The sequence below is a fragment of the Mesorhizobium sp. M1004 genome, from assembly GCF_040318795.1.
Classification (GTDB): domain Bacteria; phylum Pseudomonadota; class Alphaproteobacteria; order Rhizobiales; family Rhizobiaceae; genus Mesorhizobium.
Map to the genome: position 1 here is coordinate 43,021 of NZ_JAMYNB010000007.1, position 15,403 is coordinate 58,423.

General features: G+C 62.1%; 17 protein-coding genes. 9 read left to right on the top strand and 8 right to left on the bottom strand.

Annotated elements, in window-relative coordinates; genetic code table 11:
* The 4 genes from NKH54_RS16100 to NKH54_RS16115 are packed head-to-tail and all read right to left on the bottom strand — an operon-like array spanning nt 1 to nt 4,551.
* On the bottom strand, nt 1-1,101 hold the full coding sequence (locus tag NKH54_RS16100; protein ID WP_353028554.1) for a glycosyltransferase family 4 protein: 1,101 nt from the start codon (nt 1,099-1,101) through the stop codon (nt 1-3).
* Nucleotides 1,086-2,378, bottom strand: a complete 1,293-nt coding sequence (locus NKH54_RS16105; protein WP_352656605.1) for a TIGR04295 family B12-binding domain-containing radical SAM protein — start codon at nt 2,376-2,378, stop codon at nt 1,086-1,088. The genes NKH54_RS16100 and NKH54_RS16105 overlap by 16 nt, the downstream gene beginning before the upstream one ends.
* Complete coding sequence (locus NKH54_RS16110) at nt 2,375-3,448, bottom strand: GDP-mannose 4,6-dehydratase (protein WP_352913947.1); 1,074 nt, start codon at nt 3,446-3,448, stop codon at nt 2,375-2,377. The genes NKH54_RS16105 and NKH54_RS16110 overlap by 4 nt, the downstream gene beginning before the upstream one ends.
* Nucleotides 3,445-4,551, bottom strand: coding sequence for an NAD-dependent epimerase/dehydratase family protein (locus NKH54_RS16115; protein ID WP_031244122.1), 1,107 nt, complete (start codon nt 4,549-4,551; stop codon nt 3,445-3,447). Before NKH54_RS16115 ends, NKH54_RS16110 begins: the two co-directional genes overlap by 4 nt.
* 217 nt (nt 4,552-4,768) lie before the next feature.
* On the opposite strand from NKH54_RS16115, the gene NKH54_RS16120 reads away from it, so the two are divergent.
* The gene (locus NKH54_RS16120) at nt 4,769-5,044 is read left to right on the top strand and encodes a hypothetical protein (RefSeq protein ID WP_023667991.1); all 276 of its coding nucleotides are present in this window, start codon (nt 4,769-4,771) and stop codon (nt 5,042-5,044) included.
* 214 nt (nt 5,045-5,258) lie between these two features.
* Here the strand turns inward: NKH54_RS16120 and NKH54_RS16125 are convergent, their stop codons facing one another.
* From NKH54_RS16125 to NKH54_RS16140, 4 genes are all read right to left on the bottom strand, one after another.
* Entirely contained in the window at nt 5,259-5,585 is a 327-nt protein-coding gene (locus tag NKH54_RS16125; protein ID WP_023687797.1) for a low affinity iron permease family protein, read from the bottom strand.
* Nucleotides 5,586-5,695: 110 nt separating this feature from the next.
* Nucleotides 5,696-6,178 (bottom strand): DUF2269 family protein, encoded by a 483-nt coding sequence (locus NKH54_RS16130; protein ID WP_023736079.1) that lies wholly within the window; start codon nt 6,176-6,178, stop codon nt 5,696-5,698.
* Nucleotides 6,178-7,464: an SDR family oxidoreductase gene (locus tag NKH54_RS16135; protein WP_023736078.1), complete on the bottom strand. Its 1,287-nt coding sequence runs from the start codon at nt 7,462-7,464 to the stop codon at nt 6,178-6,180. The genes NKH54_RS16130 and NKH54_RS16135 overlap by 1 nt, the downstream gene beginning before the upstream one ends.
* A gap of 165 nt (nt 7,465-7,629) precedes the next feature.
* Nucleotides 7,630-8,775, bottom strand: a complete 1,146-nt coding sequence (locus NKH54_RS16140; RefSeq protein ID WP_245260257.1) for an NAD(P)/FAD-dependent oxidoreductase — start codon at nt 8,773-8,775, stop codon at nt 7,630-7,632.
* On the opposite strand from NKH54_RS16140, the gene NKH54_RS16145 reads away from it, so the two are divergent.
* The 8 genes from NKH54_RS16145 to NKH54_RS16180 all read left to right on the top strand — a co-directional run bounded on the left by NKH54_RS16145 (nt 8,774) and on the right by NKH54_RS16180 (nt 15,402).
* Nucleotides 8,774-9,115: a hypothetical protein gene (locus tag NKH54_RS16145; RefSeq protein ID WP_245260256.1), complete on the top strand. Its 342-nt coding sequence runs from the start codon at nt 8,774-8,776 to the stop codon at nt 9,113-9,115. The two genes, NKH54_RS16140 and NKH54_RS16145, sit on opposite strands and share 2 nt — an antisense overlap.
* Nucleotides 9,116-9,484: 369 nt before the next feature.
* The gene (locus tag NKH54_RS16150; protein ID WP_245260264.1) at nt 9,485-10,306 is read left to right on the top strand and encodes an ABC transporter substrate-binding protein; all 822 of its coding nucleotides are present in this window, start codon (nt 9,485-9,487) and stop codon (nt 10,304-10,306) included.
* A 10-nt stretch (nt 10,307-10,316) separates the two neighbouring features.
* On the top strand, nt 10,317-11,084 hold the full coding sequence (locus tag NKH54_RS16155) for an ABC transporter permease (RefSeq protein ID WP_023704600.1): 768 nt from the start codon (nt 10,317-10,319) through the stop codon (nt 11,082-11,084).
* Nucleotides 11,084-11,755: an ABC transporter ATP-binding protein gene (locus NKH54_RS16160; RefSeq protein ID WP_050591104.1), complete on the top strand. Its 672-nt coding sequence runs from the start codon at nt 11,084-11,086 to the stop codon at nt 11,753-11,755. Before NKH54_RS16155 ends, NKH54_RS16160 begins: the two co-directional genes overlap by 1 nt.
* A complete protein-coding gene (locus NKH54_RS16165) occupies nt 11,752-12,930 on the top strand; it encodes a lanthanide ABC transporter ABC transporter substrate-binding protein PedA1 (RefSeq protein WP_023754474.1) in 1,179 nt (392 codons plus the stop codon). The genes NKH54_RS16160 and NKH54_RS16165 overlap by 4 nt, the downstream gene beginning before the upstream one ends.
* Nucleotides 12,915-13,877, top strand: a complete 963-nt coding sequence (locus NKH54_RS16170) for a PQQ-dependent catabolism-associated beta-propeller protein (protein ID WP_023754473.1) — start codon at nt 12,915-12,917, stop codon at nt 13,875-13,877. Before NKH54_RS16165 ends, NKH54_RS16170 begins: the two co-directional genes overlap by 16 nt.
* The gene (locus tag NKH54_RS16175; RefSeq protein ID WP_353028555.1) at nt 13,874-14,599 is read left to right on the top strand and encodes a lanthanide ABC transporter ATP-binding protein PedB/LutE; all 726 of its coding nucleotides are present in this window, start codon (nt 13,874-13,876) and stop codon (nt 14,597-14,599) included. Before NKH54_RS16170 ends, NKH54_RS16175 begins: the two co-directional genes overlap by 4 nt.
* The gene (locus NKH54_RS16180; RefSeq protein ID WP_023681112.1) at nt 14,596-15,402 is read left to right on the top strand and encodes a lanthanide ABC transporter permease protein PedC; all 807 of its coding nucleotides are present in this window, start codon (nt 14,596-14,598) and stop codon (nt 15,400-15,402) included. The genes NKH54_RS16175 and NKH54_RS16180 overlap by 4 nt, the downstream gene beginning before the upstream one ends.
* Nucleotide 15,403 lies beyond the last annotated feature (1 nt).

The following is a 15,403-nucleotide window of genomic DNA, read 5'->3' on the forward strand; positions in this document are numbered from 1 at the left end:
TCAGCGCTCCGCCATCGCTAAGACCGCTTTGTCGTAGACGCCGCGCATAGCCGCTGTCTGCTTTGTCAGCCTAAACCTGCGGCTGCGTCGGATGGCTGCCTGGCCAAGCTCTCGCCGGAGCTCGGCATCGCTGGAGAGACGGTTGAGGCAGGCAGCGAGATCGTGCGGATCGCGCGCGTCAAAGAATATCGCGGCCCCGTCCCATAGTTCGCGATAGGTGGCGATATCGGAAAGCACCAGGGGCGTAGCCGACATGGCGGCTTCCAGCGCGGCCAGGCCGAATGGCTCGTAGAGCGATGGCGATACGAAAATACCCGCGCGAGCCATCAACGAACGCACCTCATCGGACGGCACTGCTCCCAGAGGAACAGCATGGCTGAAGCTGACATGCTCGCCGTTTGGACCGTTCGTCGACCCGGCGGCAAACAGAGGCCATCGCGTCAGGGACGCCGCCTGATCGACCACCGCCGCATTTTTGCCCTCGTCCCACCAGCGGGCAGCGGCGAAGACGAGCGGTTGGCGCTTTTCGGTCTTCGGCAGAGGACGGGCACCATTTCTGACCACACTCAAGCGCGCGATCGGGCCGTAGCAGGTCTCAAGCATGTCGGCATGGCTGCGGCTCGGCGCGATGACCGCGTCGGCCCGATCCATGCCGCGTCTGTTACGCTCCTTCTGCCAGGCCCATGCGCCATCCGCCGCCTGTCCTCTGACCGCATGGAACCAGGTCGTCACGCAGGAATGGGAGACCACCACGACCGGGCATGGCGCGTCGAATCCCGCCGCCTGCGAAGGCGCGTTGAAATGGACAAGGTCGATGGCGTGGTCGCGCATGGGCGCATGCAACTCCCGCGGCAGCGCGTCGAGATCACCGCCGTTGCGGGTCATCCAATCCGGCGGCGTGTTCAGCCAGATCAGCTTCGCGAAAGCCTCCGCCTCGTCGGCCTGCTGCCTGGACGGTGGCGGACCGAGACCGGCAAGCACTACGCTATCGCCGCCGTTGACAAGTTCCCTGGCCAGGTCGAGCGCATAGCGCCACACGCCGCCCACGGCATCGACCGTCATCAGGATGCGCCGCGAGCGCGGCGTCAGTGTCCGCAACATGTCGCCTCCAGTTCCGCCAGCGGACGCGGGCGCCTTTCCTGGATGTCGCTGAACTTCTGGAATGATGCGAGATAGTGATCATGGGCGCGCTCCCAGGCGAGGTCGTCGGGTTCGCCCCAAAGCTCGCGATAGCTTGGCGAACTCGGATATGGATAAAGCGGTACGGGTTCATTGGCCCACACGCCGTTGTCGATGAGGTGCGTTCGCCAGTAGTCGACAAGGGCAGGGTCATCCTCGACGACGCCGATCAGATTGGCCTGTACGAACGGAACGTGACGCCTGGCATTGACGAGCAGCGCGGCGAGTTCCTCGGTACCCAGCCGGCAGCGCTTTGCCAGCATCGCACGACCTTCCACGGTCAGGCTTTCGAGACCGGCCTCGATGGAGACGCAGCCGGCCGCACCAAGCAGTTCCAGCAGCTCGGGTTTCCAAAGGTCGATGCGGGTCTGCACACCGAACTTCACGTCGCGATCGATCAACGCTTCCAACAGCGCTTTTTGCGGCAGGAAGATTTCATCGATGAAATAAATGTAGCCGACGCCCTGGGCAATCAGCCCATCGATTTCCGCTATGACCGCCTCGTGGTTTCGACGGCGATAGGAATCGCGGAAATCGATCTTGGCGCAGAAGCTGCAATTGTAGGGACAGCCGCGCGATGCTTCGACCTCCGCGCCGAACCCAACCTGCTTGTCATCGAACCTGTGATGGTGGTGCGAATGGGCTGCAATCCAGTCTGATGGCCATTGGAGTGGCGGATGATCGACAAACGAGCTGGCGTGGACGCCGCCGTTCAAAACCACCTTGGCGTCGCGCAGGTAAGCGGTCGAGGGGACCGCGCTCCAGTCGTCGCGCCGGGCAAGTTCCGCGACGATCTCCTCGCATTCGCCGCGCACAACAATGTCGACGCCAAGCTTGCGCAAGGTTGGCGCGGGCGTAGCCGAGCCATGCGGCCCGACCGCGACTGTGCGTCCACCGCGCCCGGCGAGACGGTTGAGGAAATCGGCCGGCACGCGCAACTCGGGTGGTGCGCAGCGCCAGAACAGATAAGTCGGGGCGGTACTGACGACCGTCATTGCCGGCGCGAAATCAGCCACACGCTCGGAGAGGTCCGAGTTTTCGAGCTCCTGCAATTGCCCATCCAGCATCAGCACCTCATGGCCGGCTGTTTCGAGCAGGGATTTCGAATAGCCGAGTTCCAGCGGGAGATGTGGTTGGCGGCAGCCGAAATAAATGCTGTCGTCATAGGTCCAGAACGGGTTTACCAGGGCGATTTTCATGCGACGTACCTCACGACTTCGGGGCGAGGCTGGAGCCGGTGTTTTTGCAGCCAGTCTGCGAGATCGCGAATGCCTTCGCGCCATGAAACACGAGCTTTCCAGCCAAGCATCGCTTTGATCTTGCGGGTGTCGGCGACGAAGAAGGGCTGATCGCCGGTGCGTTCGCCATCATGGCGGATCGAAAGCTCATGGCCGGTCAAGCTACGGATCTCGCTCAACAGCATGCGCAGGCTGATCGCATTATCGGGGCCGCCGCCAAGATTGAATGCCTGGCCTTTGGTCGTCTCGATACGATCGAGCGTGGCCCTGTAGGCGGCGACCGCATCGGAGACATGCAGTATATCGCGCACTTGTCTGCCGTCGCCGTAAATGGTGATTGGACGTCCCGTCAGCGCACTTAGCAGGAAGTGCGCGACCCAGCCTTGATCCTCGGTTCCGAACTGGCGCGGCCCGTAAATGCAGCTCATCCGCAGCACCGCCGTCGGCATGCCGTAGGATTTGGCATAGTCGAGCACATATTGGTCCGCCGCGCCTTTGGAACAACCATAGGGCGTGCAGAAATCCAGGCCGTGGGTCTCGTCGATGCCATTCGCTTGGATGATGCCGTCGCAAGGCAGGTAACGATCGCCGTCCTCGCGCACCGCGACGTCGGGCAGACTGCCATAGACCTTGTTGGTGCTGGCGAAGACCACCGGAACAAACTCACTGCTCAGCCGCGCCGCTTCGAGGACATTGAACGTTCCTCGAAGGTTGATGTCGAAATCCTCGTCCGGTTGGACCAGGCTCGTTGTGACGGCGGTTTGGGCGGCCAGATGGAAGATCGCCTTGGAACTCTTCAGAACGGGCGCAAGCGCATAGGCGTCGCGCACGTCAATGGTTTCGACCGCGAGGCGGCTGCCGTGCTTTTGCGCCAGCCATTCAAGGTTCTGTTCGACGCCGGGGCGGCTGAGATTGTCGATCACCAGCACCGGCTCGCCATCCGACAACAGGCTGTCGGCCAGGTTCGATCCTATGAAGCCGCTGCCGCCGACAATGGCGACGGGCGCGTCGCGTCGATTGCGCGTATTCATGACACCAGCCCACGTTCTTCAAGCTCGCGTTTCATGTCGGCGCCGCGGTCGATGGCGGACGAGTTGCGCACCCAGGAAACGAAATCGGCGAGCGAATTCTCCAGTTGTTGCCTCGGCTCGAAACCGAGCAGCTCACGGGCCTTGGAAATATCGGCGAAGCAGTTGCGGATATCCCCGGAGCGCGCCTTGCCGAGCAACTCTGGCGAGCGGTCCGGCGTTCCCATGGCCTCGGCAAGTACCCGCGCGACGTCGCTGATAGCATAGGCTCGGCCGCTGCCGATGTTGATGACGTGACCCCTTGCCTGGCGTTGCTGCAGCGCAAGACGAAAGGCGCGGGCGACGTCATCCACATGGACGAAATCGCGTTTCTGTTCGCCATCCTCGAAGATCATTGGACGTTGGCCGTTGGCGAGACGCGAAGCAAAATTGGCCAACACGCCGGTATAGGGGTTCGATAACGCCTGGCCGGCGCCGAAGACGTTGAACAGGCGCAGCGCGACCGCATCGATGCCATAGGCTTCGCCGAAGATCAGCACGGCGCGTTCCTGGGCGTATTTCGTCAGCGCATAGATAGAGGCGAGGTCGACCGGCTTTTCCTCGTCCGTCGGCAGGGGGGAGAGGGGCTCGCCTTCCGGCGACAGCGGATTCCACTGCCCGTTTTTGATGTCGCTCGCCTTGCGCCGGGCATTGTCGATGCGCCGGCCGTCCGATGTAGCATAGAGGCCCTCGCCATAGACACTCATCGATGAGGCGACGACAATGCGCTCGACCGGGTGTTTGATCAGCGCCTCAAGCAGCGTCGCGGTGCCGAGATCGTTTGTGCCGACATAGCGCGCGATCTCGTACATCGACTGTCCGACGCCGACTTCCGCGGCCAGATGAATGACCGCGTCAACGCCTTCCAGCGCCTTGGCGACCGCCTCCCGGTCCCGAATGTCGCCCTTGATCAGCTCGGCCCCGGCGGGAAGGGCGACTGTTTCGCCTGCGTGCACCTGCTCCAGCAGCACATCCAAAATGCGAACCGAATAATCCTGCTCGATGAGTTCCTGGGCGACATGCCGGCCAATGAAGCCGCAGCCCCCTGTAACCAATATCCGTTCCACGACCACTCCTCAGACAGGTAATCTTGGCGACCCGAACTTTTCGGCAAAAGGTTTGTTCCCTTGGCTTCAACAAAGTTCCTTTGGCCGGCTTCGTTCGGAAGCAGCCACATCGCGCTCGCCGCGCCGTGCCGGAACATTGCCGCCCTTGTGCTGTTAGGACGCCGGCAGCCCCGACGATGCCCGATGTTGGCAACGCCGATGATCAAAGGAGATTTCAATGTCCCAGTCGCAAACGACCACCAATCACGACGAAATCCGCAAATGGGCCGAGGAGCGGGATGGACGGCCGGCAGTGGTTCGCACCAAAGGCGCGGGCGGCATCCTGCGGATCGACTTCGGCAAACCCGAGGAAGCATTCGAGCCGGTCGAATGGGACGAGTTCTTCCGCATATTCGACGAGAACGATCTGGCCTTTCTTTACCAGTCCAAGACTGGTGACGGACAAACCAGCCGTTTCAACAAGTTCGTCGAGCGCAACCAGAAAGGCGAATGACGCACTTCGAGCCGGCCGATTTGCCTGACCTGGTTCTCGGGCAAATTTTTCTGGATCAGTGGAACAATAGAGGGCTCCGATCCTTCGGTCGCTGAACCACAGGCGCAGCAAGGATCGAAGGCCTGGGCCTGAGCGCAGGAGGCGGCGGGGCTGGATAGGCGTCAAAAGCTGGAAACCCGCTACTCGTCCTGCCGTGAAACCAAAACGCCGCTCATCAGTCGTCCTGCTGCTTGCGGTGGCGGTGTTTCTCGATTTCCTCGGGCTCTTCATCGTCGATCCGTGTGATGTTCGAAGCATTGTGGTCTGATCGCAGGATCTCATCCAGTTTGGCGTGAATGGCCTGAGTGTCGCGGTGCTCGGCACGCTGGATGAACAGCGTCATGGCCCACGTAAACAAGGTAGCCGCTCCATGCCAGTCCAGGGTCTGACGCTCGAAGATCATCCAAAGGATTGCGTAGACCAACAGGATCAGGAATGCCGCGGGGCGGGAGGTTAATGTGCCGATTGAGGTAAGCACGCCGGTGACGGGATGATTGGCCATGCGAAAGAACTCGCGGCAGTGACCGTGGTTCCCGACCGCAGTGCATCGCGCCGGCACGAGCCAGCTAGGCGCGACGGATGAATTCACGGCGCAGTGCTTGCCGATCGCAGCTACAACGATGACCACTCGATTGCCGGGCGCGCAATCATCAGCCAGAAAATGGCGAGCACGGCGCCGAAAGCTGGGAAACCGAAGACAAACCAGCGTCTGAACAGCTGATGGTAGCGCTCGGGAGGAGGTTGGTTGGAGAGTGCGGCCTGTGTGGCTAGATTTCGCATCTCGATCTGCATCCACACGACAGGCAGCCAGAACAGGCCCGTTAAGATGTAGAGCAGGATCGAGAGAACGATCCATCCTTCGGACAGCGAATACCCCGCAACCCTAGCGAGGCCCAGTCCGGTCAAAGGTTGTGCGACAACGGCCGTAGCCGTGAACAGGAAATCAGCCAGCACGACAATGCGGGCGACGGCTGCGATCGTCGCGGCATTCCCGGTCCGGTGTGCCAAAAGCATGAAAAAAGCAATGCCGGCACCAGTTCCGAGCAGCACAGCAGCGCCGATCACGTGCAGGTATTTAAGCACGAAGTAAATCATCAGCGTTCCTCCAGAATGGCCAGCGCTGCAAAATGCAGAACGAGGATCGGGAGGATTTTGATCAACGGCCCGAGTGGCTCAAGCCAAAGATCCGGCCGCAGAATGCTCCCAGCGATCGCATAGAAAAGCGATACCGCGATTGCGCCGAAAAGACCAAGCCGGCTGGTTGGGCGCCAGGCGATAAGCGCCCCGACTGCGATGTCAGCCAGCGCGCCGGCGACTACCGCCGGTTCGGCCAAGGGGCCGGCGGCAGTGCCAATCAGCAAGTCAACTCCGCTGCGCCAGCCGGCGGTGAGGGAAATGATGCCGGTCATGATCCAGAAGAGCGGCAAGATGACAAAGAGCGCCGGCTTGACAAAGTAAAGACCGGCGAACCATCGCTCCTGCACCGTCGCAGGATTTAAACGCAGTGCAGATGTAAGACTTGATGGTTGAATGCCGGTCGCCGTCATCCACGGCTGGGGATCGCCGACAGCGCCACGGGCAATCTCTTTTGCTGCATTGCTGCGCATCGGCGGGCGCCAGCCCAGCTGAGCCGCGGCATCCCCGAACCTGTACAAGATAGCTGCGGCCCAATTGGGCAAGATGAACTCCCGAGCACTGCTCCATCCGAACCAGCGGCGATAGCGACCCACGACCTCGCTCATCGGAAGTGCCTCTGGCCCAGCGAGGTCCAGCGTGAGGTGCGATGGGCTACCGGGTTTGAGGAAGAACAGGACGGTGGAGATGACGTCATCGAGTTGGACGACTTGGAGACGGCCCGTGTCGGGCATCAACGGCAAGAGCGGCAACGCCGCGAGGCCGCGAAAAAGTGCACTTGCGCCGAAGGCCGGCCTTCCCAGCACTACGGAGGGGCGCAGGATGACCCAGTCAAGGCTACGTGCCATCAGTGCTTCATCGCCGGCGACCTTGCTGGCGGAAAAGGCGGACGGCTGCTGGCGATCGACCCCGATGGCAGAAAAGTGGATCACCTTATTCACACCTGCGTGCTCACACGCGGTGAAGAGAGCCGAGGCGCCGGTAGAATGGACATGCCGGGTGTTTTCCCGGGCACTATCCTGCAGGACGCCGGCACAGTTTACGACGGCGTCCACACCGGCGAGATAGGGGGTCCAGTCCTGAGGTCGCAAGGCCCGCGCCATATCCAGGGAAACGGTTTGGATCTCCGGGTGGACGCCAGTGTCTGCGTGGTGAAGCACGCGAACCACTTCATGACTCTCGCCGGCCAGGCGCGCGCAAAGCGCGGCTCCAATCAGACCTGACGCGCCGGTGACGAGAATTTTCATTCCTTCCTCCAGCCGTTCGCCAGCGCGTGCCCGTCCATCAACCCAGCGGCTGCGCCTGGGAGAACTCTAGCAAAGCCGAAGCCGGTAGTCTCACGCCGGGTGGAACAGGTTCCGGGCATCAACGCAGCCAAAGGTGAGCCGGTACGGTGCGTTCGCATCTGCAGGTCAACTTCGCCGGAAGTTCGTCGCCGGCTCGGCGCAATCGCGGAGGTCGTTATGAATGTGAGTTGCAGCCTTGGCGGCGTCTCCGAACGCAACAGCAATTTGATTGAGCCCCTCGGCCACGTCGCCAATGGCATAGAGTCCTGGCGTTGAAGTCTCAAGGTGTCGGTTGACCAGGACATAGCCTTCTGCGTCACAGTTAGCCCCCAGAGCAACCGCGAGTTCGGAGCGTACGTCGCTGCCCATTGAAGGGTACACCACATCGATGTTGCGCATCGGGGCGCCCTCGGCCATGACGACATCGAACCCGGTTCGTCGAGGGATCAGGTCATCGACAGCGTCCCAGATTTCAACTCCGCCTGCCAAGGCGGCGCCGCGGGCAGCTTCGGAAACATCATCCTGGTTATTGGCGAGCAAGGCGACCTGACTGCCATATCCCTTCAGGAACAGAGCCTCCCTGACGGCGAGATGCTCCGGACCAACAACGCCGATGCGGCTACCCCGGGCCTCATATGCATCGCAAACCGGGCACAGTCTGACAATGCCGGTTGCGATCGCCTCCTCCAGTCTTTCGATGGGAGGTGCCTTGTCCACAATGCCCGTTGCCAGAATCACGCGCCTTGCTTGGACAATCCCGCAGGTGGTCGTCAGAACAAAAAACCCCTCGCGTTTTTCGGCGTGGCCTACGCAACCATGGACAAGGCTCGCGCCGTATAGCTGTGCCTGGGCTCGTAGGCGGCCGAGCAGTTCTTCCCCGCTGATGCCGTCGGGGAAGCCGGGACAGTTACGGGATTTTGGGATGAGCTTGGCACGCGCATGCCCCGCGTCGAGCAAGATCACCGAACGCAGAAACCTGGCTAAATACATGGCTGCAGCGAGCCCCGCGGGGCCGCCGCCGACGATGGCAACGTCAAAAACTTGTGCGCCCGAAAAGCTTGGTTCGCCCGAAAAGCTTGGCATCGGGCCTAACTTCAACTCAACGAGCTTGTTCCACAGGGTCGAAATGGACGCAATCAGGATGCACACTGCGCAATAAGAGTGAACTCCAACCAGTCGTGAAGAGAAAGGCCACTGCCTCATCAAGCCTGCAAAAACCTCGTGGCTCCCAACGCTGCGAGTACAGCGCCACTGGGAAAGTGAACGCATCATGGAACTTCGGCTCACCGTCGCGCTTAGTTTGGCGAAAGGGTGGTCTGAGATGAGCGCGACCAGAGAGTTTTTTCAAAACTGGCTACAGGAGAATGTCGGCACACTTCCTGGTCGAGAGGAAGTCAGCGTCGCGGTGCTCGCTCAGCAATTCGAGCAAGATGCCGAGGTGGCTGGTTATGGGCGTGAAGTAAGGGAGGACGAACTCGGAAACATCGAAGATGCTATCGTGCAAGCGATCAAGAACGCCGGGTCCGGGGTGCAGAGCCCGAGCTCCGAAAAGAGCGATCGGGCACCTGTAATGGACGCGTTGGAGGTCGATGATGCCAAGAGCGGACCGTAGCCCCTGACACCTTCTTCTGTTCGCCTGAACAAGACCCCGGACTGCCATACGAGCTGAAAAACGGACCTTAGGTGCTTTCCCGTTGGTTCCATGCACCATCGAGGAACATTCCTGCCGCCACGGCGTTAGGAAAGTTCCTTCACACCCGGTGCGCCCGTGCTGACTGCTACCCTTCCAGGCGAATGGCTGACCCGGCATGATCAGGGTCACATCTCACGGCGGGCCGCTCTTGCGGGTATTTGTTGCTGGCTATTGGGTGCTCCCGCAGAAGCCGCGCCACAGCCATCGCCGCTCGTGCGATTTGGCGTGCTGGGATTTGGCACCGCCGCGTGGGAAGTTGACGTCATGCGGCGACATGCGTTGGACACCGTGCACGGCGTATCAATCGAGGCTCAGCGGCTTGCCGGTACCGAAGCCGGTAAGACCGCATTGCTGGCGGGCAGCGTCGACGTCATCGTTTCGGATTGGGTTTGGGTCATGCGCCAGCGCAGCGAAGGCGCCGATCTGGTCTTCTATCCCTATTCTCGTGCCGTCGGCGCGCTGGAACTGCCGCAAGGCTCGCCCATTCGAACTCTTGCGGACCTCAAGGGCAAAAGGCTGGGGATCGCAGGTGGTCCGCTGGACAAAAGCTGGATCCTGTTGCGCGCGCTCGGCCTCCGTCAGGTGAAGCGCGATCTTGCTGAAGAGGTGGAGCCAGTGTTCGGCGCGCCGCCCTTGTTGGAGCAGGAATTTCTGGCGGGGCGACTGGATGCACTGCTGACGTTCTGGAATTTCGCCGCCCGTCTCGAGTCAGAGGGGGCAAGGCCTCTGCTCAGTGTCGCTCAAATCCTGCAGGGGCTTGGCGTTTCCGTGGACTTGCCGATGCTCGGCTACGTCTTCCATGAAAGCTGGGCGCGGGCCAACCCGATCGCCCTCGAGCGATTCACGAGCGCCACTGCGGCAGCGAAGTCGCTGCTCGAGTCTTCGGACGACGAATGGCGGGTGCTCGCGCCTCAATTGGGCACGGACGATCCTCACCTCCAGGCGGCGCTACGCGCCGCCTATCGTGCCGGAATCCCTCGTCGGTTCGGCAAAGACGAACGTGATGGCGCGGCCCGGTTGTTTGCAATCCTGGCCGAATTGGGCGGCGAGGATCTGGTCGGCAAGGCGACGAGCCTCGATCCTGGTGTCTTCCGGGCCATACCGGCTTGAGCTCGCGCCAATGACCGATGTCCCAGCGTTCCCCATCACAATGCAGCGTTGGCAATCGACTGCGGCATTGCTGACCATGGTGCTCGTCTGGCAGATTGCATCATCGATCGCCGCCGATCGCCTGTTTCCTGGTCCGGTCCAGGTTGTTTCGGTTCTCCTGCACGAAGTGGTTCGGGGCGAGCTGCCATACCATTTGGGCATCTCGCTTGCGCGCGTCGTGGCAAGCCTCGGGTCGGCAATCGTCATCGGCGCGGCCCTTGGCTACGCGGCAGGCCGCTCGCACAGAGCCGACATATGGATGAGGCCTTGGATCGTGTTACTCCTCAACATGCCGGCGCTGATCACGGTCATTGTAATTTATATCTGGCTTGGTCTTGCCGAGACTGCGCTTGTCCTTGCGGTCGCGCTCAACAAGATCCCCAATGTCGTGGTGACTATTCGTGAAGGCGCCAGCCGGCTGGACAAGGACTTTGCCGAAATGGCTGAGCTCTATCGCTTCGGGCGTGCTGCAAAGCTGCGGCATGTCGTGCTGCCGCAATTGGCGCCGTTCTTTCTCGTCACCCTGCGCAGCGGGCTGGCATTGACGTGGAAGATCGTGTTGCTCGCCGAACTGCTCGGCCGCTCCAACGGCGTCGGGTTCCAGCTACAGGTCTATTTTCAGAACTTCGACGTCACCCACATCCTTGCCTATGCGATCAGCTTCGGCGTTGTGATGCTTGCCATAGAGTATGGACTGCTTGTGCCGTTGGAACGTCGTCTGTTCGCCTGGCGACGCTGATGCTGAGGATCAGGATCGAGGACAAGACTTTCCCCGGTGACGACGGACAGCGCCGGACGATCTTTCGCGCGCTGTCGCTTGATATAGCCGACGGACAGGTCTGCGTCCTGACCGGCCCTTCCGGTGTCGGCAAGTCGACGCTGCTGTCGATCGTTTCGGGCGTCGACCGCGAATTTCGCGGCAGCGTGAGCGGACGACCGCTTCCGATAGGCATGCTGTTCCAGACACCGAGGCTGCTGCCCTGGCTCACCGCCTTGCGCAATGTAGAGATGGCCATCCCGGATCGCGCGCCCGATGCGGCCCGGTGGCTTGCCGCTGTCGGCCTGAAAGGCAATGAGAAGAGCTATCCGCAGCGACTCTCGGGCGGCATGGCGCGGCGCGTAGCGCTTGCCCGGGCGCTCGCCGTAGAGCCTGCGCTCCTGCTCCTCGACGAGCCATTCGCTTCACTCGACGAGGCGACCGCGCAAGCCATGCGCCGCCTGCTGCAGGATTGTTTCGCCAGTCGGCGGACTACCACGCTGCTGGTTACGCATGATCTCGCCTATGCCTCGTCGCTGGGTGATCGGGTTATTGTTCTGGAGGGACCGCCGGCGCGCATCGTGCGCGATGTCGCAATCTCTGGTGGCCATGAAGCGGGATCGTCGCGCTTTGGGCTGGGGGCGACACAATGAGACTGTTGCTTGGCCTTCTCTTTCTTTTGCTGATCACCGGCCCTGGCGCCACCGAGCAACAGACGATGGTGATCGGGTATATCGGCCAGGAGCGCAAAACGGCTCTGCCCCTGGGACCCCTTGATGAAACCGTCACTGACGGCGGCCTGCAAGGCGCTCGGCTGGGCATTGCCGACGACGAAAGCACCGGCCGGTTTCTTGGGCAGAAATTTCGGCTGGAGGAAAGAATATTGAAACCAACCGAAACGCCGGACGACGCGGTAAGACAATTCGCCGATGCCGGCATCGCCTTTGTCGTCGCCGATCTCGACGCCAGTCAGCTTCTACAGGCCAGTGCGGCGCCCGGTGCCGAGCAGATGACGTTGCTCAACAGCCGGGCGCCGGACGACGTGCTTCGCCAACAGGACTGCCGTCGGAACGTCCTGCACACGATCCCGAGCCGCGCCATGCTCGCCGACGGGCTGGCGCAATATCTCGCCTGGAAGCGCTGGCAGCGTTGGTTCCTGCTTGTGGGGCCGCATTCGCAGGATCAGGCGATGGCTGCGGCCTTTCGACGGGCGGCGGCTCGCTTCGGAGCCGAGATCACGATCGACCAGCCGTGGACATTCAGGCCCGCCAACGGACGTGCCGATACAGGGCATGTCACGCTGCAGACCGAAATACCGGCGGTCACGCAGGTCAGCGACTATGATGTGCTCGTGGTCGCCGACGAGGCGGATGAATTCGGCGCCTATCTGGAGGGCCGCACTGCGCTGCCGAGAATCGTCGCCGGCACGCAAGGGCTTGTCGCCATAGGCTGGAGCGCTGTCAGCGAGGAATGGGGCGCCACGCAACTGCAGGACCGTTTCCACAGGCAGGCAGGGCGCTGGATGTTGCCCAGCGACTACGCGGCCTGGCTCGCTGTGCGCAGTATCGGCGAAGCGGCGACGCGCCTGCACAGTCTCGATCCCGCGGCAATCGGCAGATATATACGCGGCGACGCGTTTCTTCTCGCTGGCTTCAAGGGGCAGGGGCTTAGTTTCCGTCCCTGGGACGGACAGATGCGCCAGCCCATTTTGATCGCCGGGCCTCGCCTCTTGATTTCCAGCTCACCGCAACCGGGTTTCCTGCATCAGCGCACGCCGCTCGACACGCTGGGCATCGACCTGGAGGAGAGCACATGCAAGTTCGGATGACGCTGTTGTTGGCGGCGTTCGCTCTTGCTGCTCCCGCCGCCGCCGAGACCATCTACGTTTCCAATGAGCAGGATAATACGGTCGCGGTCGTCGACGGCGTGACGATGACTTTGCTGGCGACGATCGATGTCGGCCGCCGCCCGCGCGGGCTGGCGCTGTCGACCGACAACAAGATGCTTTTCGTCGCGGAAGGCGACGACAACCGCATCGACGTGGTCGACGTCGCGAAGCGGCGGGTCGTCGGCGAATTGCCTTCGGGAGCCGATCCGGAATTCTTCGCAGTCCATCCCGATGGCAAGCGGCTGTTCGTCGCCAACGAGAATGACAATCTGGTGTCGGTGGTGGACATCGCCGCGGCCAAGGTCATCGGCACCGTGGATGTCGGCGTCGAACCGGAAGGAATGGCGGCCAGCGCCGACGGCCGCTATGTCGCCTGCACTTCGGAGACCACCAGCATGGTGCATCTGATCGACGCAGGCACGCTTGAACTCGTCGACAATCTGCTGGTCGATACCCGGCCGCGCGCGGCTTTATTCTCGCCGGACGGTAAGCAATTCTGGGTGTCCTCGGAGATCCGGGGCACTGTCACCGTCTTCGACACGGCAACGCGCGCGCAGACCGGCAAAGTCGAGTTCGAGGTGCCGGGTATACGACGCGAGGGTGTGCAGGCGGTCGGCATGGCGACGTCTCGCGATGGCACGACCGTCTATGTGGCGCTCGGCCCCGCCAACAGGATTGCGGAAGTCGATGTGAAAACGCTGGCGGTCCGTCGGCTCTACCTTGTTGGTCAACGACCCTGGCACGTTGCGCTCTCCGGCGACGAGAAGCGCCTGGTCAGCGCAAACGGGAATTCCGGCGATATTTCGCTTATCGATCTGGAAAACCAGGAGGTGGTGAAATCGCTGCCGGTAGGGCGGGGGCCGTGGGGCGTCGTGATCGGGCCATGAACGCCTTATCGGTCGAGAATCTGGGCCATAGTTTCGGAAGCCGGCGGGTTCTCGACGGCGTCTCCTTCTCTGTGGCCCAAGGCAGGATGTGCATCTTGCTAGGCCGCAACGGCGCCGGCAAGACGACGCTGTTCTCGCTGATCACCGGTCTTTATCACGCCCGCTCCGGCTCGGTGCATGTCTTCGACCAGGCGATGGATGTCAACCCGTCCGCCGCGTTGGCGCAGATGGGCGTCGTCTTCCAGTTGCCGACCCTCGACCTCGATCTGACGGCCGGCGAGAACCTGCGTTACCACGCGGCCTTGCATGGGCTTAGCCAGGCCTTGAGCAAGGAGCGCTCCATCCACGAACTCGGCCGGCTGGACGTGCTGGACAGGATCGACGATCCTGCCCGAGCGCTTTCCGGGGGGCAGCGTCGCCGTGTCGAGATCGCACGTGCTCTGATGCATAGCCCACGCCTTTTGCTGCTGGATGAGCCGACCACCGGGCTCGACGTGCCGGGCCGCCGCGCGCTCGAGCGGCACGTGCGGGAGCTTTGCCGCCAGCGCGGCATTGCCGTTCTGTGGGCAACACATTTTCTGGAAGAACTAACGGCGGATGACGATGTGGTGGTGCTGCATCGAGGCACAATGCGGTGGGCCGGCCGCGCCGATCGCCTGGCTACCGATCTCGGTGTAGCGAGCACGGGCGAGGCCTTCGCGTCGCTGACGGAGTCCGAATGAAAACGTCTCACGCGGTGCGCGCGCTCAACGGCATCCTGCGCAGGGAGATGCTGCGCACGTTGCGGCAACGCGGCCGGCTGCTCTCGGCGATGGTACGGCCGCTGGTCTGGCTGGCAATCTTTGCCGCTGGCTTCCGCTCCGTTCTCGGTCTGTCGATAACGCCACCCTACCAGACCTATGTTCTCTATGACGTATATGTGGTGCCTGGGCTAGCGGCCATGATGCTGCTCTTCCATGCCATGGCGAGTTCGCTGGCCATGGTCTACGATCGCGAGATGGGCAGCATGCGCCTGTTGCTGACCGCACCATTGCCGCGCTGGTACCTGCTTGCGGCGCGCCTGCTGGCCAGCGTGATCGTTGGCGTGCCGCTGGTCTACTTGTTTCTGTTGATCGCGCGTTTCTGGGATGTGCGGCCGCCCGTTCTCGGCTACGTCGCGGTATTTCCGGCGCTCGTGCTGGCGGGCCTCATGCTTGGCGCGTTCGGACTGCTTGTCTCCTCGGTTTCGACACAGATGGAGAACTTTGCCGGTGTCATGAATTTCGTCATCTTTCCGGTGTTCTTTGCCTCGACGGCGCTCTATCCGCTGTGGCGGCTTGCCGAGGCGGGACCGGTGCTGGCAACAATCGCCGCCTGGAACCCGTTCAGCTCGGCGGTCGAGCTGATACGCTTCGCGCTCTATCTGCGGTTCGATCCTGTCGCGGCGATTGTGGTCCTTGGCTGCCTCATCGCCTTCTTCCTCGCGGCGGTCATCGGCTATGACCCCGGCCGGGGCTTGTGGTCCCGGCGCGGCGGCGAGGGCTGAT

Bases quoted from the DNA above. Each gene is read 5' to 3' on its own strand.
- NKH54_RS16165 (WP_023754474.1), top strand. From the start codon at position 11,752: ATGAGACTGTTGCTTGGCCTTCTCTTTCTTTTGCTGATCACCGGCCCT.
- NKH54_RS16170 (WP_023754473.1), top strand. From the start codon at position 12,915: ATGCAAGTTCGGATGACGCTGTTGTTGGCGGCGTTCGCTCTTGCTGCT.
- NKH54_RS16145 (WP_245260256.1), top strand. From the start codon at position 8,774: ATGGAACTTCGGCTCACCGTCGCGCTTAGTTTGGCGAAAGGGTGGTCT.
- NKH54_RS16175 (WP_353028555.1), top strand. From the start codon at position 13,874: ATGAACGCCTTATCGGTCGAGAATCTGGGCCATAGTTTCGGAAGCCGG.
- NKH54_RS16180 (WP_023681112.1), top strand. From the start codon at position 14,596: ATGAAAACGTCTCACGCGGTGCGCGCGCTCAACGGCATCCTGCGCAGG.
- NKH54_RS16140 (WP_245260257.1), bottom strand. From the start codon at position 8,775: ATGATGCGTTCACTTTCCCAGTGGCGCTGTACTCGCAGCGTTGGGAGC.
- NKH54_RS16105 (WP_352656605.1), bottom strand. From the start codon at position 2,378: ATGAAAATCGCCCTGGTAAACCCGTTCTGGACCTATGACGACAGCATT.
- NKH54_RS16135 (WP_023736078.1), bottom strand. From the start codon at position 7,464: ATGAAAATTCTCGTCACCGGCGCGTCAGGTCTGATTGGAGCCGCGCTT.
- NKH54_RS16130 (WP_023736079.1), bottom strand. From the start codon at position 6,178: ATGATTTACTTCGTGCTTAAATACCTGCACGTGATCGGCGCTGCTGTG.
- NKH54_RS16125 (WP_023687797.1), bottom strand. From the start codon at position 5,585: ATGGCCAATCATCCCGTCACCGGCGTGCTTACCTCAATCGGCACATTA.
- NKH54_RS16100 (WP_353028554.1), bottom strand. From the start codon at position 1,101: ATGTTGCGGACACTGACGCCGCGCTCGCGGCGCATCCTGATGACGGTC.
- NKH54_RS16155 (WP_023704600.1), top strand. From the start codon at position 10,317: ATGACCGATGTCCCAGCGTTCCCCATCACAATGCAGCGTTGGCAATCG.
- NKH54_RS16160 (WP_050591104.1), top strand. From the start codon at position 11,084: ATGCTGAGGATCAGGATCGAGGACAAGACTTTCCCCGGTGACGACGGA.
- NKH54_RS16120 (WP_023667991.1), top strand. From the start codon at position 4,769: ATGTCCCAGTCGCAAACGACCACCAATCACGACGAAATCCGCAAATGG.
- NKH54_RS16110 (WP_352913947.1), bottom strand. From the start codon at position 3,448: ATGAATACGCGCAATCGACGCGACGCGCCCGTCGCCATTGTCGGCGGC.